Source organism: Mycolicibacterium litorale (assembly GCF_010731695.1).
In the GTDB taxonomy this organism is placed as follows: Bacteria; Actinomycetota; Actinomycetes; order Mycobacteriales; family Mycobacteriaceae; genus Mycobacterium; species Mycobacterium litorale.
The window spans coordinates 1-17,632 of sequence record NZ_AP022586.1 but is presented as its reverse complement, the minus strand read 5'-3'; the positions used below and the strand labels follow the sequence as shown (position 1 = coordinate 17,632).

At 69.0% G+C, this 17,632-nt stretch carries 10 protein-coding genes, 1 tRNA gene and 8 pseudogenes; 10 read left to right on the top strand and 9 right to left on the bottom strand.

Going from position 1 to position 17,632, the window contains the following annotated elements:
- Positions 1-22: 22 nt before the first annotated feature.
- Complete coding sequence (locus tag G6N30_RS00095) at positions 23-661, bottom strand: TetR/AcrR family transcriptional regulator (RefSeq protein ID WP_082695742.1); 639 nt, start codon at positions 659-661, stop codon at positions 23-25.
- Between the two features lie 43 nt (positions 662-704).
- Here G6N30_RS00095 and G6N30_RS00090 point away from each other — a divergent pair.
- The 9 genes and pseudogenes from G6N30_RS00090 to G6N30_RS00050 all read left to right on the top strand — a co-directional run bounded on the left by G6N30_RS00090 (position 705) and on the right by G6N30_RS00050 (position 7,158).
- A tRNA-Gln gene (locus G6N30_RS00090) sits at positions 705-776 on the top strand.
- 4 nt (positions 777-780) lie between these two features.
- Complete coding sequence (glmU, locus tag G6N30_RS00085; RefSeq protein ID WP_134055760.1) at positions 781-2,262, top strand: bifunctional UDP-N-acetylglucosamine diphosphorylase/glucosamine-1-phosphate N-acetyltransferase GlmU; 1,482 nt, start codon at positions 781-783, stop codon at positions 2,260-2,262.
- 100 nt (positions 2,263-2,362) lie between these two features.
- Complete coding sequence (locus G6N30_RS00080; protein WP_134055762.1) at positions 2,363-3,343, top strand: ribose-phosphate diphosphokinase; 981 nt, start codon at positions 2,363-2,365, stop codon at positions 3,341-3,343.
- Entirely contained in the window at positions 3,344-3,700 is a 357-nt protein-coding gene (gene arsC / locus G6N30_RS00075; protein ID WP_134055764.1) for an arsenate reductase (glutaredoxin), read from the top strand.
- A pseudogene (locus G6N30_RS00070) lies at positions 3,697-4,351 on the top strand (LpqN/LpqT family lipoprotein). Before arsC ends, G6N30_RS00070 begins: the two are co-directional and overlap by 4 nt.
- 18 nt (positions 4,352-4,369) lie before the next feature.
- On the top strand, positions 4,370-5,239 hold the full coding sequence (locus G6N30_RS00065) for an oxidoreductase (protein ID WP_134055768.1): 870 nt from the start codon (positions 4,370-4,372) through the stop codon (positions 5,237-5,239).
- A 144-nt stretch (positions 5,240-5,383) separates the two neighbouring features.
- Positions 5,384-6,048: pseudogene (locus G6N30_RS00060) on the top strand (50S ribosomal protein L25/general stress protein Ctc).
- A 6-nt stretch (positions 6,049-6,054) separates the two neighbouring features.
- Positions 6,055-6,633 (top strand): aminoacyl-tRNA hydrolase, encoded by a 579-nt coding sequence (gene pth / locus G6N30_RS00055; RefSeq protein ID WP_134055772.1) that lies wholly within the window; start codon positions 6,055-6,057, stop codon positions 6,631-6,633.
- 2 nt (positions 6,634-6,635) lie between these two features.
- A pseudogene (locus G6N30_RS00050) lies at positions 6,636-7,158 on the top strand (DUF488 domain-containing protein).
- On the opposite strand, the gene G6N30_RS00045 reads toward G6N30_RS00050, so the two are convergent.
- From G6N30_RS00045 to G6N30_RS00010, 8 genes and pseudogenes are all read right to left on the bottom strand, one after another.
- Complete coding sequence (locus tag G6N30_RS00045) at positions 7,155-8,195, bottom strand: epoxyqueuosine reductase (RefSeq protein WP_134055774.1); 1,041 nt, start codon at positions 8,193-8,195, stop codon at positions 7,155-7,157. The pseudogene G6N30_RS00050 and the gene G6N30_RS00045 sit on opposite strands and share 4 nt — an antisense overlap.
- Positions 8,196-8,236: 41 nt before the next feature.
- Positions 8,237-9,085 (bottom strand): ABC transporter permease, encoded by an 849-nt coding sequence (locus tag G6N30_RS00040; RefSeq protein WP_134055776.1) that lies wholly within the window; start codon positions 9,083-9,085, stop codon positions 8,237-8,239.
- Positions 9,082-10,035 (bottom strand): efflux ABC transporter ATPase subunit, DrrA-related, encoded by a 954-nt coding sequence (locus G6N30_RS00035; RefSeq protein ID WP_134055778.1) that lies wholly within the window; start codon positions 10,033-10,035, stop codon positions 9,082-9,084. The genes G6N30_RS00040 and G6N30_RS00035 overlap by 4 nt, the downstream gene beginning before the upstream one ends.
- 125 nt (positions 10,036-10,160) lie before the next feature.
- Positions 10,161-11,795, bottom strand: coding sequence for a fatty acyl-AMP ligase (locus tag G6N30_RS00030; RefSeq protein ID WP_134055780.1), 1,635 nt, complete (start codon positions 11,793-11,795; stop codon positions 10,161-10,163).
- 294 nt (positions 11,796-12,089) lie between these two features.
- Positions 12,090-13,057, bottom strand: a pseudogene (locus G6N30_RS00025) (4-(cytidine 5'-diphospho)-2-C-methyl-D-erythritol kinase).
- Positions 13,050-13,999 (bottom strand): annotated as a pseudogene (gene rsmA / locus G6N30_RS00020) (16S rRNA (adenine(1518)-N(6)/adenine(1519)-N(6))-dimethyltransferase RsmA). Before rsmA ends, G6N30_RS00025 begins: the two co-directional pseudogenes overlap by 8 nt.
- Positions 13,996-15,121 (bottom strand): annotated as a pseudogene (locus G6N30_RS00015) (transglycosylase family protein). Before G6N30_RS00015 ends, rsmA begins: the two co-directional pseudogenes overlap by 4 nt.
- Positions 15,122-15,217: 96 nt before the next feature.
- Positions 15,218-16,066 (bottom strand): annotated as a pseudogene (locus G6N30_RS00010) (TatD family hydrolase).
- Positions 16,067-16,079: 13 nt separating this feature from the next.
- Between G6N30_RS00010 and metG the strand changes: the two are divergent.
- Positions 16,080-17,617, top strand: a pseudogene (metG, locus tag G6N30_RS00005) (methionine--tRNA ligase).
- Positions 17,618-17,632: the final 15 nt, after the last annotated feature.

Genomic DNA, 17,632 nt, shown 5'->3' with positions numbered 1-17,632 from the left:
CCCCATCCTAGGCGCCGGCGCGCTACTCCTCGTCCTGCAGGCGGGGGTCGGCCTCGAGGTGGGTCAGCCCGTTCCACATCAGATTCACCAGGTGCGCGGCGACGACCTCTTTCTTGGGCACACGGGTGTCGAGCCACCACTGCGCGGTCATCGACACCGAACCGACCAGCGCCTGCGCGTAGAGCGGCGCCAGCTCCGGGTCGAGCCCCCGGCGGGAGAAGTCCCCGGCCAGGATCGAGCTGACCTGATTGACCGCATCGTTGAGCAACGTTGAATAGGTGCCCGAGGTGATCGCCGCCGGCGAATCGCGGATGAGGATCCGGAAGCCGTCGGTGCGCTCCTCGACATAGGTCAGCAGCGCGAGCGCGACCCGCTCCACCCGCACCCGTGAGCGGTTGTTGGTCAGCGACGAGGTGATGCCGTCGAGCAACGCCGACATCTCCCGGTCCACGACGACCGCGTACAGGCCTTCCTTGCCGCCGAAGTGCTCGTAGACCACCGGTTTGGAGACGTTGGCGCGCTGCGCGATCTCCTCGATCGAGGTGCCCTCGTAGCCGCGCTGGGCGAACAACGACTTGGCGATCTCGACGAGCTGCTGGCGCCGCTCGCTGCCGGTCATTCTGGCGCGAGGTGGACGCACTTCCTTGTCGGGCGCTGCCATTCTTGGAGCGTATCGGCTTCGACTACAGTCACGAGGTAATCGATCCGTCGTGGTGTAATCGGCAGCACCTCTGATTTTGGTTCAGATAGTTCAGGTTCGAGTCCTGGCGACGGAGCAATATGACCACACCCACCGACACCGCGGTCCTCGTACTGGCCGCAGGCGCCGGGACGCGGATGCGTTCGGACATCCCGAAGGTGCTGCACACCCTCGGCGGCCGCAGCATGCTGGCGCACGCGCTGCACACCGTGGCGAAGGTCGCCCCGCAGCACCTCGTGGTGGTGCTCGGCCACGACCGTGAGCGCATCGCCCCCGCCGTCGACGCGCTGGCCGCCGAACTCGGCCGCCCCGTCGACATCGCGATCCAGGACCAGCAGCTGGGCACCGGCCACGCCGCAGAATGCGGGCTCGCCGCGCTGCCCGAGGACTTCTCCGGTGTCGTGGTGGTGACCGCGGGCGACGTGCCGCTGCTCGACGCCGACACCATGGCCGACCTGCTGACCACCCACGGCTCGGCCGCGGCCACCGTGCTGACCACCACCGTGGCCGATCCGACCGGTTACGGGCGCATCCTGCGCACCCAGGACAACGAGGTCACCCGCATCGTCGAACAGGCCGACGCGAGCCCGAGCCAGCTGGCGATCCGCGAGGTCAACGCCGGTGTTTACGCCTTCGACATCACCGCGCTGCGGTCCGCGCTGCGCCGGCTGCGGTCCGACAACGCCCAGCACGAGCTGTACCTGACCGACGTCATCGCGATCTTCCGGCAGGACGGTCTGAGCGTTCGGGCCAGGCACGTCGACGACAGCGCCCTGGTCGCCGGCGTCAACGACCGCGTCCAGCTAGCCGCGCTCGGCGCCGAACTCAACCGGCGCATCGTCACCGCCCACCAGCGCGCCGGTGTCACCGTGATCGACCCAGGGTCGACGTGGATCGACGTCGACGTCACCATCGGCCGCGACACCGTGCTGCGCCCCGGCACCCAGCTGCTCGGCCGCACCGTCATCGGCGGCCGTTGCGACGTCGGACCGGACACCACACTCGCCGACGTCACCGTCGGCGACGGCGCCTCGGTGGTGCGCACGCACGGCTCGGAGTCGGTCATCGGCGACGGCGCCACCGTCGGCCCGTTCACCTACCTGCGTCCGGGCACCGCCCTGGGCGCCGACGGCAAGCTCGGCGCGTTCGTCGAGACGAAGAACGCCACCCTCGGCGCGGGCACCAAGGTGCCGCACCTGACCTACGTCGGCGACGCCGACATCGGCGAGCACAGCAATATCGGCGCATCGAGCGTGTTCGTGAACTACGACGGCGAGAACAAGAGCCGCACCACGATCGGATCGCACGTGCGCACCGGCTCGGACACCATGTTCGTCGCGCCCGTGACCGTCGGGGACGGCGCCTACACCGGCGCCGGGACCGTGGTGCGCGACGACGTGCCGCCGGGTGCGCTGGCCGTCTCGGCCGGCCCGCAGCGCAACATCGAGGGCTGGGTGGCCCGCAAACGGCCCGGCTCGGCGGCGGCGCGCGCGGCGAGCCGCGCCCTGGGCGAAGCGGCGGCGACGGCGCCGGGTCAGCTCGACGACGCCCAGGGGCAGTGACAGCGACCACTTCCGTTTGCGATCCGGCAACCCGGGCACGGTCACACAGAAACGCTACGTACGATGAGGCCGACACGATCCCCGACCGGCGAGGCGCACAGTGGGCACCGAGTGGACCGATAACCGCAAAAATCTGATGCTCTTCTCGGGCCGCGCGCACCCGGAATTGGCGGAGCAAGTCGCCAAGGAGCTCGACACCCCGGTGACCGCGCAGACCGCGCGCGACTTCGCCAACGGTGAGATCTTCGTGCGATTCGACGAATCCGTACGCGGGTGCGACGCCTTCGTCCTGCAGTCCCATCCGGCGCCGCTGAACACCTGGCTGATGGAACAGCTGCTGATGATCGACGCGCTCAAGCGCGGCAGCGCCAAGCGCATCACCGCGATCTTGCCGTTCTACCCGTACGCCCGGCAGGACAAGAAGCACCGCGGCCGCGAACCCATCTCCGCCCGCCTGGTTGCCGATCTGCTCAAGACCGCGGGCGCCAACCGCATCTTGACCGTCGACCTGCACACCGATCAGATCCAGGGCTTCTTCGACGGCCCGGTCGACCACATGCGCGCCCAGAAGCTGCTCACCGGCTACATCGCCGAGAACTACTCCGACCACGACATGGTGGTCGTCTCCCCCGACTCCGGCCGGGTGCGCGTGGCCGAGAAGTGGGCCGACTCACTGGGCGGCGTCCCGCTGGCCTTCATCCACAAGACCCGCGACCCGCTGGTGCCCAACCAGGTGGTGTCCAATCGCGTCGTCGGTGACGTCAAGGGCAAGACCTGCGTGCTGACCGACGACATGATCGACACCGGCGGCACCATCGCCGGTGCGGTCAAGCTGCTCAAGCAGGACGGCGCCGGTGACGTGATCATCGCCGCGACGCACGGCGTGCTGTCGGACCCCGCGCGCGAGCGGCTCGCCGAGTCCGGCGCCCGCGAGGTGATCGTCACCAACACGCTGCCGATCGGCGAGGACAAGCGGTTCCCGCAGCTGACCGTGCTGTCGATCGCCCCGCTGCTGGCCAACACCATCCGCGCGGTGTTTGACAACGGCTCGGTGACAAGCCTTTTCGACGGGTCGGCGTAAGTGGCGCCAGACACCACAAGCGCGACGATCTACCACAACCCGCGCTGCTCGACGTCGCGCAAGACGCTGGATCTGTTGCGCGACAACGGTGTCGAACCCGAAATCGTGCAGTATCTCAAGACGCCGCCGTCGCGCGCCGAGATCGCCGCGATGATCGAGGCGGCCGGCATCGAAGTACGCGCCGCGGTCCGCAAACGCGAATCCCTTTACGCCGAGCTGAATCTCGCCGACGCGACCGACGACGAACTGCTCGACGCGCTCGCCGAGCACCCCATCCTCATCGAGCGACCGTTCGTGGTGACGGACAAGGGCACCCGGCTGGCCCGGCCGATCGACACGGTGCGCGAGATCCTGTGACGGGTCGCCGCGTCGCGGCGGCTGTCGCGCTGCTGGTCCTCGCCACGAGTGGGTGCGGCGCGGAAACCCCTGACTATCAATCGGTCTGGAGCACGTCGAGCAGCGCGCCGCCGTCCTCGGAGGCCCCACCGAGACCCGGTGCCGATCGCGCAGTACCTCGAGGGCGCGGGCGTCAGCGGCCGCACCGTCGCACCGGAGAAACTGCCCGACCTCACCGTCACGATCCCCACCCCGCCGGGCTGGCAGCCCTACCCCGGCACCCAGTTCGAACCCGGCACCCGCGTCATCGCCAAGGGCGACACCTACCCGATCGCGATGCTGATGGTGTTCGAGCTGACCGGCCAGTTCGACCCCGCCGAGGCGATCAAACACGGCGACGACGACGCCCGGCTCTCGGAGAACTTCAAGGAACTCAACGCCTCCCAGGACAACTGGCGCGGCATGCCGTCGGCCATGGTCGAGGGCACCTACGACCTCAACGGCCAGCGGATGCAGACCTACAACCGCATCGTCATCGCGACCGGCGCACCGCCGGCCAACCAGCGCTACCTCGTCCAGCTGACGGTGACCAGTTTCGCCGACGAGGCGCAGAAGTACGGCAAGGACATCGAGGCCATCCTCGCGGGGTTCACCGTCGCGCCGAAGAAGTAGCTGCCTAGAGTGGCAGCCATGAGTGACTGGACCGCCGCCGACCTCCCCTCCTTCGCCGGCCGCTGGGTGATCGTCACCGGCGCCAACAGCGGACTCGGCCTCGTCACCGCCCGTGAGCTGGCCCGCGTCGGCGCCGACGTCGTCCTCGCGGTCCGCAACACCGCCAAGGGCGACGAGGCGGCGGCGGGCATGACCGGCAACGTCACCGTGCGCAAGCTCGATCTGCAGGACCTCGCGTCGGTGCGGGAGTTCGCCGCGGCCACCGACAAGGTCGACGTGCTGGTCAACAACGCCGGGATCATGGCGGTGCCCTACGCGCGGACCGTCGACGGGTTCGAGAGCCAGATCGGCACTAACCACCTCGGCCACTTCGCGCTGACCAACCTGCTGCTGCCCAAGATCACCGACCGCGTGGTGACGGTGTCGTCGTTCATGCACGTCTTCGGGCGCGTCAGCCTCGACGACCTGAACTGGAAGGCCCGGCCCTACTCGGCGTGGCTGGCCTACGGGCAGTCGAAGCTGGCCAACCTGCTGTTCACCAGCGAACTGCAGAAGCGGATGACCCGCGCAGGGTCGCCGCTGCGGGCCGTGGCCGCGCACCCGGGGTATTCGCACACCAACCTGCAGGGCCAGTCGGGCCGGCGGCTCGGCGACGCGGTGATGGCCGTCGGCGGGCAGTACTTCGCCACCGACGCCGACTTCGGGGCCCGCCAGACGCTGTACGCGGTGGCGCAGGATCTGCCGGGCGACACCTTCGTCGGCCCGAAGTTCGCGATGCGCGGCCCGACCGGCCCGGTGTGGCGCACCCGTCGCGCCAGGGACAGCGAGACCGCGACGGCGCTGTGGGAACTGTCCGAGCAGCTCACCGACACGAAGTTCCCGCTCTAGCGATTTCCGCGGGACCGCCCGCGTGCGGTAACCTCGACGCCGCATCACGGCGAGGGTGGCCCGGCCACCGTTATCGACGGGAACACGCTTCTTCTGGCTGTTGCTCACCCCTGCCGTGTCCATCACCGGCATAGGAGCAACACCATGGCCAAGACCAAGGCCCACACCCCGAACAACCTGAGCGTCCGAGTCCGCACCGAGACCGGCAGGGCGCCTCCCGCCGCGCCCGTCGTGAGGGCAAGGTGCCCGCCGTCCTCTACGGCCACGGCACCGACCCGCAGCACCTCGAGCTCCCCGCCCGAGAGCTGGCGGCCGTCCTGCGCAACTTCGGCACCAACGCGGTTCTCACGCTCGACATCGAGGGCACCGAGGCGCTCGCGCTGCCCAAGCAGCTCGAGATCCACCCGATCCGCCGCAACATCCAGCACGTCGACCTCATCGTCGTGCGCCGCGGCGAGAAGGTCACCGTCGAGGTCAACGTCCTCGTCGAGGGTGACGCCACGCCGGGCGCGCTGGTGACGCAGGAGGCCAACACCGTCGAGATCGAATCCGACGCGATGTCGATCCCCGAATCGCTCACCATCTCGGTCGAGGGCGTTGATGCGGGCACGCAGATCACCGCCGGCCAGATCGAGCTGCCCGCCGGCGTCACGCTGATCTCCGATCCCGAGCTGCTCGTGGTCAACGTCGTCGCGGCGCCGACCGAGGAAGAGCTCGAGTCCGAGGGTGGCGGCGCGTCGCTCGAGGAGCAGGCCGCCGAGGTCGCCGAAGCCGAGGCCGAGCCGGCCGCCGAGGAATCGGCCGAGTAACACGACATGGCCGAGCCGTTGCTGGTGGTGGGCCTGGGCAACCCCGGGCCCAACTACGCCAAGACCCGCCACAACCTCGGCTTCATGGTCGCCGACCTGCTGGCCGGGCGGATCGGTTCAGGATTCAAGGTGCACCGGAAATCGGGTGCCGAGATCGTGACCGGTCGCCTGGCGGGCAGGTCCGTCGTGGTGGCCAAACCGCGGACGTACATGAACGAGTCGGGCCGCAACGTCGGTCCGCTCGCGAAGTTCTACTCCGTGGCGCCCGCCGACGTTATCGTCGTCCACGACGAACTCGACATCGACTTCGGCCGCATCCGGTTGAAGGCCGGCGGCGGCGTCGCCGGCCACAACGGGCTGAAGTCCGTCGCGGCGGCATTGGGCACCAAGGACTTCCAGCGGGTACGCGTGGGAGTCGGCCGCCCGCCGGGGCGCAAGGATCCGGCGACGTACGTGCTCGAGACGTTCAACGCCACCGAACGGCCCGAGGTGCCCACGATCTGCGAACAGGCCGCCGACGCGACCGAGATGCTGATCGCCCAGGGCCTGGAACCCGCGCAGAACATCGTGCACGCCTGGGCCTGACGGTGACGCTGCTGACCGCGGGGCACGGCCGGCTCTCGGGTGACGAGTTGGCCGCGCTGCTGCGAGGTGCGGGCGTGACGTCGCTCGTCGACATCCGGCGCTTCCCCGGCAGCCGCGCCCATCCCGACATGTCGCGCGACGCCATGTCGTCGTGGTTACCTGCCGGCGGCATCGCCTACCGCTGGGAGGAGCGCCTCGGTGGGCGGCGACGGCTGCCGCCCGACGCGCCACGTGAGGACCCGTGGTGGCAGGTCGAGCAGTTCGCCGCCTACGCCGCCCACACCAGAACCGAGGAGTTCGACGCCGCACTCGGCGAGGTGCTCGGCGAAAGCGCCTCGCGCACAGTGCTCGTCATGTGCAGTGAGCGTGTGGTGGCGGTGCCACCGCCGCCTGGTCGCCGACGTCGCGGTGCTGCGGTTTCGCGCCGACGTCAGCCACCTCATGCACGACGGCAGGGTGACACCGCATCCGGTGGCGCCGGGTGCGCGGCTGCGCGACGACGGATTCGTCGTCTGGGACGGCTAGCCGGTGCGGCCGCGGATCCCGCTGTCGACGACCTTGACCGGTTTGTGCGGGAAGCGCCGCTCGGCGTAGGCCTTCGCCGCCGAGTTCGGTAGCACGTAGAGCGCTTCCTTCTTCTCCTGCAACGGTTTGAGCACCAGATCCATGAAGCCCTTGCGGTCCTCCAGATACGGCTCGATGACGTCTTCGCCGGCCGGACACACCGCGAGGCAATAGGCGGCTTTGTAGTTCGCCTTGAACGACAGGCTCTGCCACATCGACGCGTTCTCCGAATCGCTGACGCGGGAGCGGAAGTCGCCGGCGTCGGCGCTGTCGGCGATCGTCTGCGCCCAGTCGGTGAACCCGCCCATGAACTCGCGGTAGTTGTGCACCGAGCAGGCGACGAAGTCGAACTCACCGTCCTTGCCGATCGCTCCGACCGGGCACGCCGCGACACACAGCTTGCACTCCAGGCACGGCGAATAATCCAGTGGCGCACCGTATTCGCTGATCTCGGCGTCGACCATCACGGTCGCCAGCAGGATGAAGTTGCCGAACTTCGGGTGGATGACATTGCGATGGATCCCCATCACGCCCAGGCCCGCGGCCACCGCGACGGGTTTGTGGGCCACCACCCAGATGCGGCCCGGGTACCGGTCCATCTCCATCGGGAACGTCGCCGACGGGTTGAGCGCGCGGTGACCGGCGTCCTGCAGCGCGCGGGTGATGCGGTGCGCGGCCTCGTTGATGATCTCGCCGCTGCGGTGGAACTCCTGGTTCGCGACGCTGCGCGCGGTCGAGCGGACGTTGTCGCGGTTCATCCGCACCACCAGCGAGATGAAGCTCCGCGCGCCCGGTAACGCTGCCTCGACGTGCTCGCGTTCGGAGGCGAGGTCAGGATTGTCGACGGCGGCGAACGCCACGTCGTCGGCCCCGGCCTGTAGGCAGAGCTCACGCAACCAGCCGGCGTCGATGACGCCGGGTCTGCGCGTCTCCCGGGCCAGCGCCGCGCGCACCGTCGGGTGGTCGGCGAGGCGTGCGGGGATCTTGGGTGCAGCCATAGCGCTGAGTATAGCCATACATACTCAGCTGTGCGCGCGGATCAGCCCCCGGTGCGCTTGGCGTACGCGCGCAGTGCGAACGGCGCGAAGACCGCCGTCAACGCCAGCGACCACAGCACGGTCGCGAGCACCGGGTGATGCAGCGGCAGCTGGGCGTCCGGGGCGGCCGGGCCGCCGTTGCCCCACAGTTCCCGCATCGCCTGCGCCAGCGAGGACACCGGGTTCCACTCGGCGATCACCCGCAGCCAGTGCGGCATCGGTTCGGTCGGCACGAACGTGTTGGCCAGGAACGTCATCGGGAACAGCGCAGTGAACATGACGCCGTTGACCGCCTCGACCGTGCGCATCAGCGAGCCGATCAGGATGCCGAACCAGATCATCCCGAACCCGAACAGCAGCAGCAGCGCGAAGGCCAGCACCGCCTCGCCCACGCTGCCGCGGATCCGCCACCCGATCGCCAGGCCGGTCAGCGCCATCACGACCACACCCAGCGAGGAGTGGATCACGCTGGCGATGCTGCGCCCGATGAGCACCGAGGACCGCGAGATCGGCAGCGATCGGAACCGGTCGATGATGCCCTTCTCGACGTCGGCGGTGATGCCGGACGCCACCACGAACGCGGAGAACACGATGGTCTGCGCCTGGATGCCGGGTAGCAGGAACTCCCGATAGGACGCCCCGCCGGTGTTGGTGATCGACGCGCCGAACACGAAGGCGAACAGCAGTACGAACATGATCGGCTGAGCGGTCACGTCGCTCAGCATCTCCGGCATGCGCTTGGTGTGGATCATGTTGCGTTTCACCATGATCCACGACTGCTGCGCGAGGTTGGTCCGGTGTGTGGCCGGGCGCCGGGACTGGTCCTGCGTCCTGGCTTCGACGGCGGTCATGCGCCGACCTCCTCGTCCTCGGTGCGGTGGCCGGTCAGCGTCAGGAACACATCGTCGAGGGAGGGGCGCGACAACCCGATGTCGTCGACCTCGATGTCGCTGTCGCGCAGCCAGCCGGCCACGCGAACCATGTCGGCCAGCCCGTCGGCGGAGGCAGTGAGCCGGCGGGCGCCCGTGTCGACGAACACCTCCGCACCGGTCTTCGCCAGCAGTGCCTGTGCGGCCGCGAGGTCGCTCTCGTCGGCCACCGTCACCACCAGGCTGGCGTTACCGGCCTGACGTTTGAGCTCCAGCGGTGAACCCTGCGCGATGATGCGGCCCTTGTCGATCACCACGATGTTGTCGGCCAGCTGATCGGCCTCCTCGAGATACTGCGTGGTGAGCAGCAGCGTCGTGCCCCCGGCGACGAGGTCGCGCAGCACGTCCCACAGCTCGGTGCGGCTGCGCGGGTCGAGACCCGTGGTCGGTTCGTCGAGGAACAGCACCGGAGGCGCCGCCAGCAGGCTCACCGCGAGGTCCAGGCGCCGCCGCATGCCGCCGCTGTAGGACTTGACCACCCGGTCGCCGGCCTCGGCGAGCGAGAACCGCTCCAGCAGTTCGGTACCCAACCGCTCGAGTTCCTTGCGGCGGATGCCGTAGAGCCCGCCGATCATCCGAATGTTCTCGCGGCCGGTGAGCAGTTCATCGACGGTGGCGACCTGCCCGGTGAGCCCCATGTTGCGACGCACCTGGTCGGGTTCGCGGCGGACGTCGAAGCCCGCGACGCGGGCGGTGCCGCTGGTCGGTTCGGTCAGCGTGGTCATCATCCGCACGGTGGTGGTCTTGCCCGCACCGTTGGGGCCGAGCAGGCCGAGGACCGTACCCGCAGGCACGGTGAAGCTCACCCCGTCCACCGCTGTCTGCTCGCCGAACCGCTTCACCAGGTCGATCGCTTCGATGGCCGGTGTCATGTTCACGACGGTAGCCGTGGCGACCGACATCGGGCCAACGCATTACGCACGCCGGCGGTCGCGCGAGCGTGCGCGCACGGTCGGTGTTCAGTGGCGTGTCACGAAGCAGACACGCACTCGCGGAACTAGGTGACCAACGAGACCGAGTTGGCGCGGCGCAACTTGCCCGACGGCGTCTTCGGGATGGTGCCCGGACCGAGCACCACGACGTTGCGGGGCCGCACGTCGACCTCGGCGACCACCTCGTGGGCGACCTGCCGCTCGATGCGGTGCACCTCGTTCGGGTCCTGCCAGGCGTTCGACTCGACGGCGACGGCGAAGGTCTCCCGCGAGTGCCCGGCGTCCAGGCGCACCGCGACCGCGCAGCCGGGCCGCACCCCTTCGACGCGCCCCGCGGCCCGCTCGATGTCGGTCGGGTAGATGTTGCGCCCGGCCATGATGATCACGTCCTTGACGCGGCCGCACACCACCACGTGGCCCTCTTCGGTCAGGTAGCCGAGGTCACCGGTGTCGTACCAGCCGTGCTCGTCCTGGGCCGGGACGAATCCGCCCATCGTGATGTAGCCGGGGGTCAGCGGCTCGCCCCGCAGCTCGATGACGCCGACGCCGCGGGCGGGCATCACGTTGCCCTGCTCGTCGATGATGCGGGCCTCGAGACCCTCGAGCAGCGGGCCCAGCGTGGCCAGCCGCTTGGTGTTGCCCTTCGTGGCGGGCACGGCGCGGCGCAGCGCGGCCAGCAGATCGGCGTCGACCTCGTCGACCACCAGACCCGCACCGCACTTGGAGAACGACACCGCCAGCGTGGTCTCGGCCATGCCGTAGGCGGGCAGGATGGCCTCGGGCTTCAGGCCGAACGGCGCGCCGGCGTCGATCAGGTCCTCGACGTCGGCGGGCTCGACCGGCTCGGCACCCGACAGCGCGAAGCGCAGCGTCGACAGGTCGAACTCGCCGGGCGTGGCCTGCCTGCGCAGCCGCTTGGCCAGCAGCGCGTAGGCGAAGTTCGGCGCGGCCGTCATCGTGCCCTTGTACTTGTCGATGAGCCGCGCCCACAGCAGGGTGTCGCGCAGGAAGTCCATCGGCGTGACCTTGACCAGCTCCGCGCCGAAGTACATCGGGATGGTGAGGAAGCCGACCATGCCCATGTCGTGGAAGCACGGCAGCCAGCTGACCATGACGTCTTTGGTGACGTCGTACTCGGCGCCGATGAACATCGCCTCGGCGTTCGAGTGGATGTTGCGGTGGGTGATCTGCACGGCCTTGGGCGAACCGGTCGACCCGGAGGTCAGCTGCATCAGCGCCAGATCGTCCTCGCCGACCTCGACCGGGTCGATCGGCTCCGCGGCCAGCAGATCGGCCACGGTCAGCACCAGCAGACCCTTCTCCTCCAGCACCGGGATCGCGACGGTGAAGGGTTCGGACACGATCACGGCCTTGGCCTCGATCATCCCGATCACCGTCAGCGTGTCCTCGGCCCACATGGCGAGGTCGGTGCGCGGAGTGGGCTGGTGCAGCATCGTCAGGCTCGCGCCGCGCATCCAGACGCCCTGCGCGGTCGGGGCGATCTCGACCGGCAGGCCCTCGAGCACGCCCACCGCGTCACCCAGGCCGATACCGGCCGCTGCGAGCCCACCGGCGATCCGGCGGGCACGCTCGTGCACCTCACCCCACGTGTGGCGGACGGGCTCGTGCGGCTCGCCGGTCACCATGCCGGTGCTCACGGTGCGCGCGTTGCGGTACATCTTCTCGGTGAACCTGCTCACGACATCCTCCTGGGGACCGGCGCCACTGCCCGGCTTCTCATGCTCCGCCTGTCTACGAGCGTTGCCGAGTAGGCACGCGTACACGATTGAGGAGCAGTTGGGTATCGAAACGGTGATGGGGCGTCCACATCGGCACCCGCCGGCGACGCCGGCGGGAAAGGACACGCGTCCGGCGCTCGACCGCTAGCTTTCACCGCCGACCATCTTAAGAGACCCTTAAGTAACTGCCAAACCATGGCGCGGATTGAGGCGTGCGTCACACCTTTCCGACGCAAAAAGACCGCAAAGACCCCGTCACACCGACGAGGACGGCGCGGGCACCACCCGGGCGCCCTGCACCGGCCCGCTGGCCACCCGCACGGTCCGGCACACCCCGGCACCGGCGAGCGTGGCGCCGACGTCGATCGCGGCGGGCGACGAGGCGCACAGGAAGGCGCACGTCGGACCGGACCCGGACACGATCGCCGCGAGGGCGCCGGCGTCCAGGCCCGCCCGCAGCGTGCGGCGCAGTTCCGGATACAGACTCAGCGCGGCCGCCTGCAGATCGTTACCGAGCAGCGGCGCGAGTGTGGCGGCGTCGCCGGACGCCAGCGCGGCCAGGATCGGCTCCGGTCACCCAGCCGGCCGGGTGCGGCCCGCTTGCCGTCGGCGGTGGCGCGCAGCCGGTCGAGTTCTCCGAACACCTTCGGCGTCGACAGGCCCTTGCGCGCGAACGCCAGCACCCAGTGGAACGTGCTTCGGGCGAGCACCGTCGCGAGCTCCTCACCGCGGCCGGTGCCCAGCGCCGTGCCGCCGTGCAGCGCGAACGGCACGTCACTGCCCAACTCGGCGGCCATCGCGTGCAGATCACGCCGGGGCACCCTGAGCTCCCACAGATGGTTCATCGCGACCAGCACGGCGGCGGCGTCGGCGCTGCCGCCTGCCATCCCGCCGGCCACAGGGATCGACTTCTCGATGGAGATCGCCACGTCGGGCGCCCTGCCGACGTGGTCGGCCATCAGCTCGGCCGCCCGCCAGGCGATGTTGCGCCGGTCGGTGGGCAGCGACTCCATGCCCTCGCCGGCCAGCTCAACCGACAGCGTGTCGGCGGTCGAGACGGTGACCTCGTCGAGCAGCGAGACGGCATGAAAGACCGTCGTCAGGTCGTGATAGCCGTCGTCACGCAGATCACCGACCCCGAGGAAGAGGTTCACCTTCCCGGGCACCCGCACGGTGACCGAGCCGGTGGGAACCCACTCGGAGGCGGTGTTGCCGTTACGCACCGCTCGACACTATCGCCGCACGTCGGCAGCGCAAACCCATGGCACGTCCGGGCCGGTCAGCTATTGACGCGGACCTGCTCTCGGCTTCGCCGGAACGCTGCAGCAACCGGACGAAATCGGCGATGGCGAGCGTCTCACCGCGCCGCGACGGGTCGATGCTGGCAGCCAGCAGTCGGCGGGCGGACTCGTTGCCGGACCCGGCCCATTCGGCGAACGCGTTGCGCGACGTCTTGCGGCGCTGCGCGAAGGCGATGTCGATCAGATCGAAGACCTGCGCGCGGAACTCCGCGTCCGTCGGCCACGGCGACGTCTCGTACCGGTCGATGCGGACCAGCCCGGAGTACACCCGCGGGATGGGCCAGAAGACCGTCGGCGACACCATGCCGTAGCGGCGGACGTTGCCGTAGAACCGCACCTTGGCGCTCGGCACGCCGTAGTCCTTGCCGCCCGGGTCGGCGGCGAGCCGCTCGGCCACCTCGGCCTGGACCATCACCATGACCGAACGGATCGTCGGGAACTCCGCGAGCAGGTGGAGCAGTGCGGGTACCGCGACGTTGTACGGCAGGTTGGCGACCAGCGCGGTGGGCTGAGCCTCCAGATCCGACGGCATCAGCGTCAGGATGTCCTGGTTGAGGACGGTCAGACGGTTGATCTCACTGTGCGAGTGATCGGCGATCGTGGTCGGAAGCTGTTGCGCCAGGAGCGGATCGATCTCCACCGCCGTCACGTGCGCACCGCGGTCGAGCAGCGCCAGCGTCAGCGAGCCGAGGCCCGGTCCCACTTCAGGACGTGGTCGTGCCGGTGCACACCGGAGGCGGAGACGATCCTGCGCACGGTGTTGGCATCGTGGACAAAGTTTTGCCCGAATGACTTGCGCGGGCGAAAGTCGATGTCCTTCGCCAGGCGCCGGATCTCGGTCCGCCCGAGTAGTCGAATCGTCACGACGCCCCCACTCTTCCACTGCACGTGGGCCAGGCTCCCCAGCCTTGCCTCGCCCGCGTGACCTCAGCAATCGCGATCTGTTCTTCTCTTGTTGCCAGATCTGCCCTCGGAGCATACCTCAGACCACCGTTGCGCTCCCAGGTGTTTTGATCAAACTGAACCCCACCGAAGTAACCATTACCGGTATTGATGGCCCAATTACCTCCGGCTTCACACTGCGCCAGCGCATCCCAGGCCGCTCCGGCGCGCACCGGTGGCACCTCCGTGCCGGGCTTCGCACCGACCCTCAGGACGGCGTTCCTTGCAGGTGAAACGATGACATTAGCTACTGGCAGCCTGCCGGTTTCCACGCCGTTTACCTTTGAAACAGCAAAGGTTACGTCCTGAACGCCGGGTGTTCCCGCGTCTTCGACGATCTGGCGGCTCATGTTCATGTTGACGTCTTCGATGCGCGTGTCGGCCGGCTGCAGCGGCACGCGCTCGGTGAACTTCTCGATGCGCACGCGTGTTACCTGGATCTGCATCCCATCGACGACCGGCGACGACGCGGCGGGCACGACACGGTCCCGCTGTTGCAGCGGAGCGCCCGCGGCCTCGAGCAGCGCGGCCACGTTCGGCGCCGCCAGACGCACCGTCCGGACGACCCCGCCGTCGTCGAGCTGAACGGTCTTGGGGTGACGACGGAAGCGACATACCGCCCAGCGGCACGCGGCTGCCGCGCGATGCCGCGGCCGGGGCCGTGTCGGTCATCTGCAGCTGCGCGAGCGCCTCGTCGACGGTCGACGCCGTCGTCCACACCTGCCGGGTGTGCTGACCGTCGAGCGAGATGTCCAGCGGACGGCTGCGCCGAAGCACGATCGTGTCGGTGGACCGCACGTCGGTGTCGCCGGCCGGGAAGAGATCGTCGCGCTCCCCCACCTCGAAGCCGTTCTCCTCGACGACGTCGATGACGCGCGACTTCATCGTCGAGACCGTCGTCTCCGTACCGTCCACCGAGAGGGTGACGGTCTTCTGGGCGGTGACGGCATATCCGCCCGCGAAGGCGACCGCGACCAGCAGTGCGGCCACCACGATGCGCAGCATGGGCGAGCGCGCCTCGTGCAGTCTGTTCAGAGCAGTCAAGAGTTGTCGAGTCCCTGATTATTGGTACAAACGTTTCAAAAAGGGCGGCTAAGTCCGCTTACGATCACAAGACGGTAACGAATACCTTTACTGAGATCAACTCTTACACAGCCAGTATGCGCGGATGGCGTTGTCGGCGGTTTGCTGCGCCAGCTCCTCGGCGGGGCGGCCACGGACCTCGGCCAGCGCGCGCACCGTGTACGGCAGGCAATACGGCTCGTTGGGCGCTCCCGGTACGGGTGCGGGGTGAGGAATGGTGCGTCCGTCTCCACCAGCAGCAGTTCGCCCGGGATCAACCGCGCCGCCTCCCGCAGGGCGTGGGCGTTCTTGAAGCTGACCGTTCCGGCCAGGCTCAGCAGCCAACCCGCCTCGATGCACGTGCGCGCCATCTGTGCATCCGACGAGAAGCAGTGGAAGATCACGGTGTCCGGAGCGCCCTCGGCGGCCAGGACGTCGAGAACGGCCGCGTCGGCGTCGCGATTGTGGATCATCAGCGGCTTGCCGGTCCGCTTGGCCAGGTCGATGTGCCACGCGAACGCCTCGCGCTGCGCGTCGGGTTCGGCGCAGCCGTCGAGCTTGCCGGGCCAGTACAGGTCCATCCCGGTCTCGCCGACGGCCACCACCCGCGGATGGGCGGCCAGGCGCTCGAGTTCGGCGCGGGCGTCGTCGGTCAGCGCGTCGGCGCGGGTGGGGTGCAGCGCGACCGCCGCATACACCCGGTCGTCCCACTCGGCGGCCTGCGTGGCCCAGCGCGCGGCCGCCAGATCGTCGGCGATCGTCACGACCGCGCGCACCCCGACCGCGCCCGCCCGGTCCAGCGCCGCCCGTACGTCGTCGGCGTCGCGCACCCCAGGCGTCGAGGTGGGTGTGCGCATCGATCAGCGGCGCCAACGGCTCAGGAGCCGGCGGGGCCGGACGGTTCGAGCGACTCACGCACCACACCATAAGGTGAGTGCCGATGAGCACGCCGTTCTACATCACCACCGCGATCGCCTACCCCAACGGCGATCCGCACGTCGGCCACGCCTACGAGTACATCGCCACCGACGCCATCGCCCGGTTCAAACGGCTCGACGGCTTCGACGTGCGCTACCTCACCGGCACCGACGTCCACGGTCAGAAGATGGCCGAGACGGCAGCGGCACTGGGCATCTCCGCCGCCGAACTCGCCACCCGCAACTCCGATGTGTTCCAGCGGCTGCAGGAGAAGCTCGGCATCTCGTTCGACCGGTTCATCCGGACCTCCGATGCCGACCACTACGAAGCATCAAGGCCATCTGGCAGCGGATGAACGAATCCGGCGACATCTATTTGGACGCCTACTCCGGCTGGTACTCGGTGCGCGACGAACGGTTCTTCACCGAGAACGAGACCGCGCTGCGTGAGGACGGGGTGCGCATCGCCACCGAGACCGGCGCGCCGGTGACGTGGACCGAGGAGCAGACCTATTTCTTCAAGCTGTCGGCCTACACCGACCGCCTGCTCGCGCACTACGAGGCACACCCGAGTTCATCGCCCCCGACGTGCGCCGCAACGAGGTCGTCAGCTTCGTCTCCGGCGGGCTGCGCGATCTGTCGATCTCCCGCACCACGTTCGACTGGGGTGTCCGGTGGCCACCCCGACCACGTCATGTACGTGTGGGTCGACGCGCTGACCAACTACCTCACCGGCGTCGGCTTCCCCGACACCTCCTCGGAGGCGTTCCAGCGGTTCTGGCCGGCCGATCTGCACATGATCGGCAAGGACATCATCCGGTTCCACACCGTCTACTGGCCGGCCTTCCTGATGTCGGCGGGCATCGAGCTGCCGCGGCGGATCTTCGCGCACGGCTGGCTGCTCAACCGCGGCGAGAAGATGAGCAAGTCGATCGGCAACGTCGTGGATCCGGTCAACCTCGTCGACACGTTCGGCCTGGATCAGGTGCGCTACTTCTTCCTGCGCGAGGTGCCGTTCGGCCAGGACGGCAGCTACAGCGAGGACGCCATCATCGGCCGCATCAACGCCGACCTGGCCAACGAACTGGGCAACCTGGCGCAGCGCTCGCTGTCGATGGTCGCCAAGAACCTCGGGGGCGCCGTGCCGGAACCGGGCGACTTCACCGCCGAGGACCGCGGGCTGCTCGAGGCCGCCGACGCGCTGCTCGAGCGGGTCCGCGGCCACTTCGACGAGCAGGCCATGCACCTGGCGCTCGAGGCGATCTGGTCGGTGCTCGGCGCGGCCAACCGGTACTTCACCGCCCAGGAGCCGTGGGTGTTGCGCAAGTCGGATGCGCCGGCCGACGAGGTGCGGTTCCGTACCGTCCTCTACGACGCTCGAGACCGTGCGCATCGCCGCGCTGCTCACCCAGCCGGTGATGCCGGATTCGACCGCCACATTGCTCGACCTGCTCGGCCAGCCCGCCGATCAGCGCACCTTCGCCGCCGTTTCGACGCGGCTCGCTCCGGGCACCGCGTTGCCCAAGCCCGTCGGCGTGTTTCCGAGATACCAGGTGGATGAGGCATGAACGGTCTG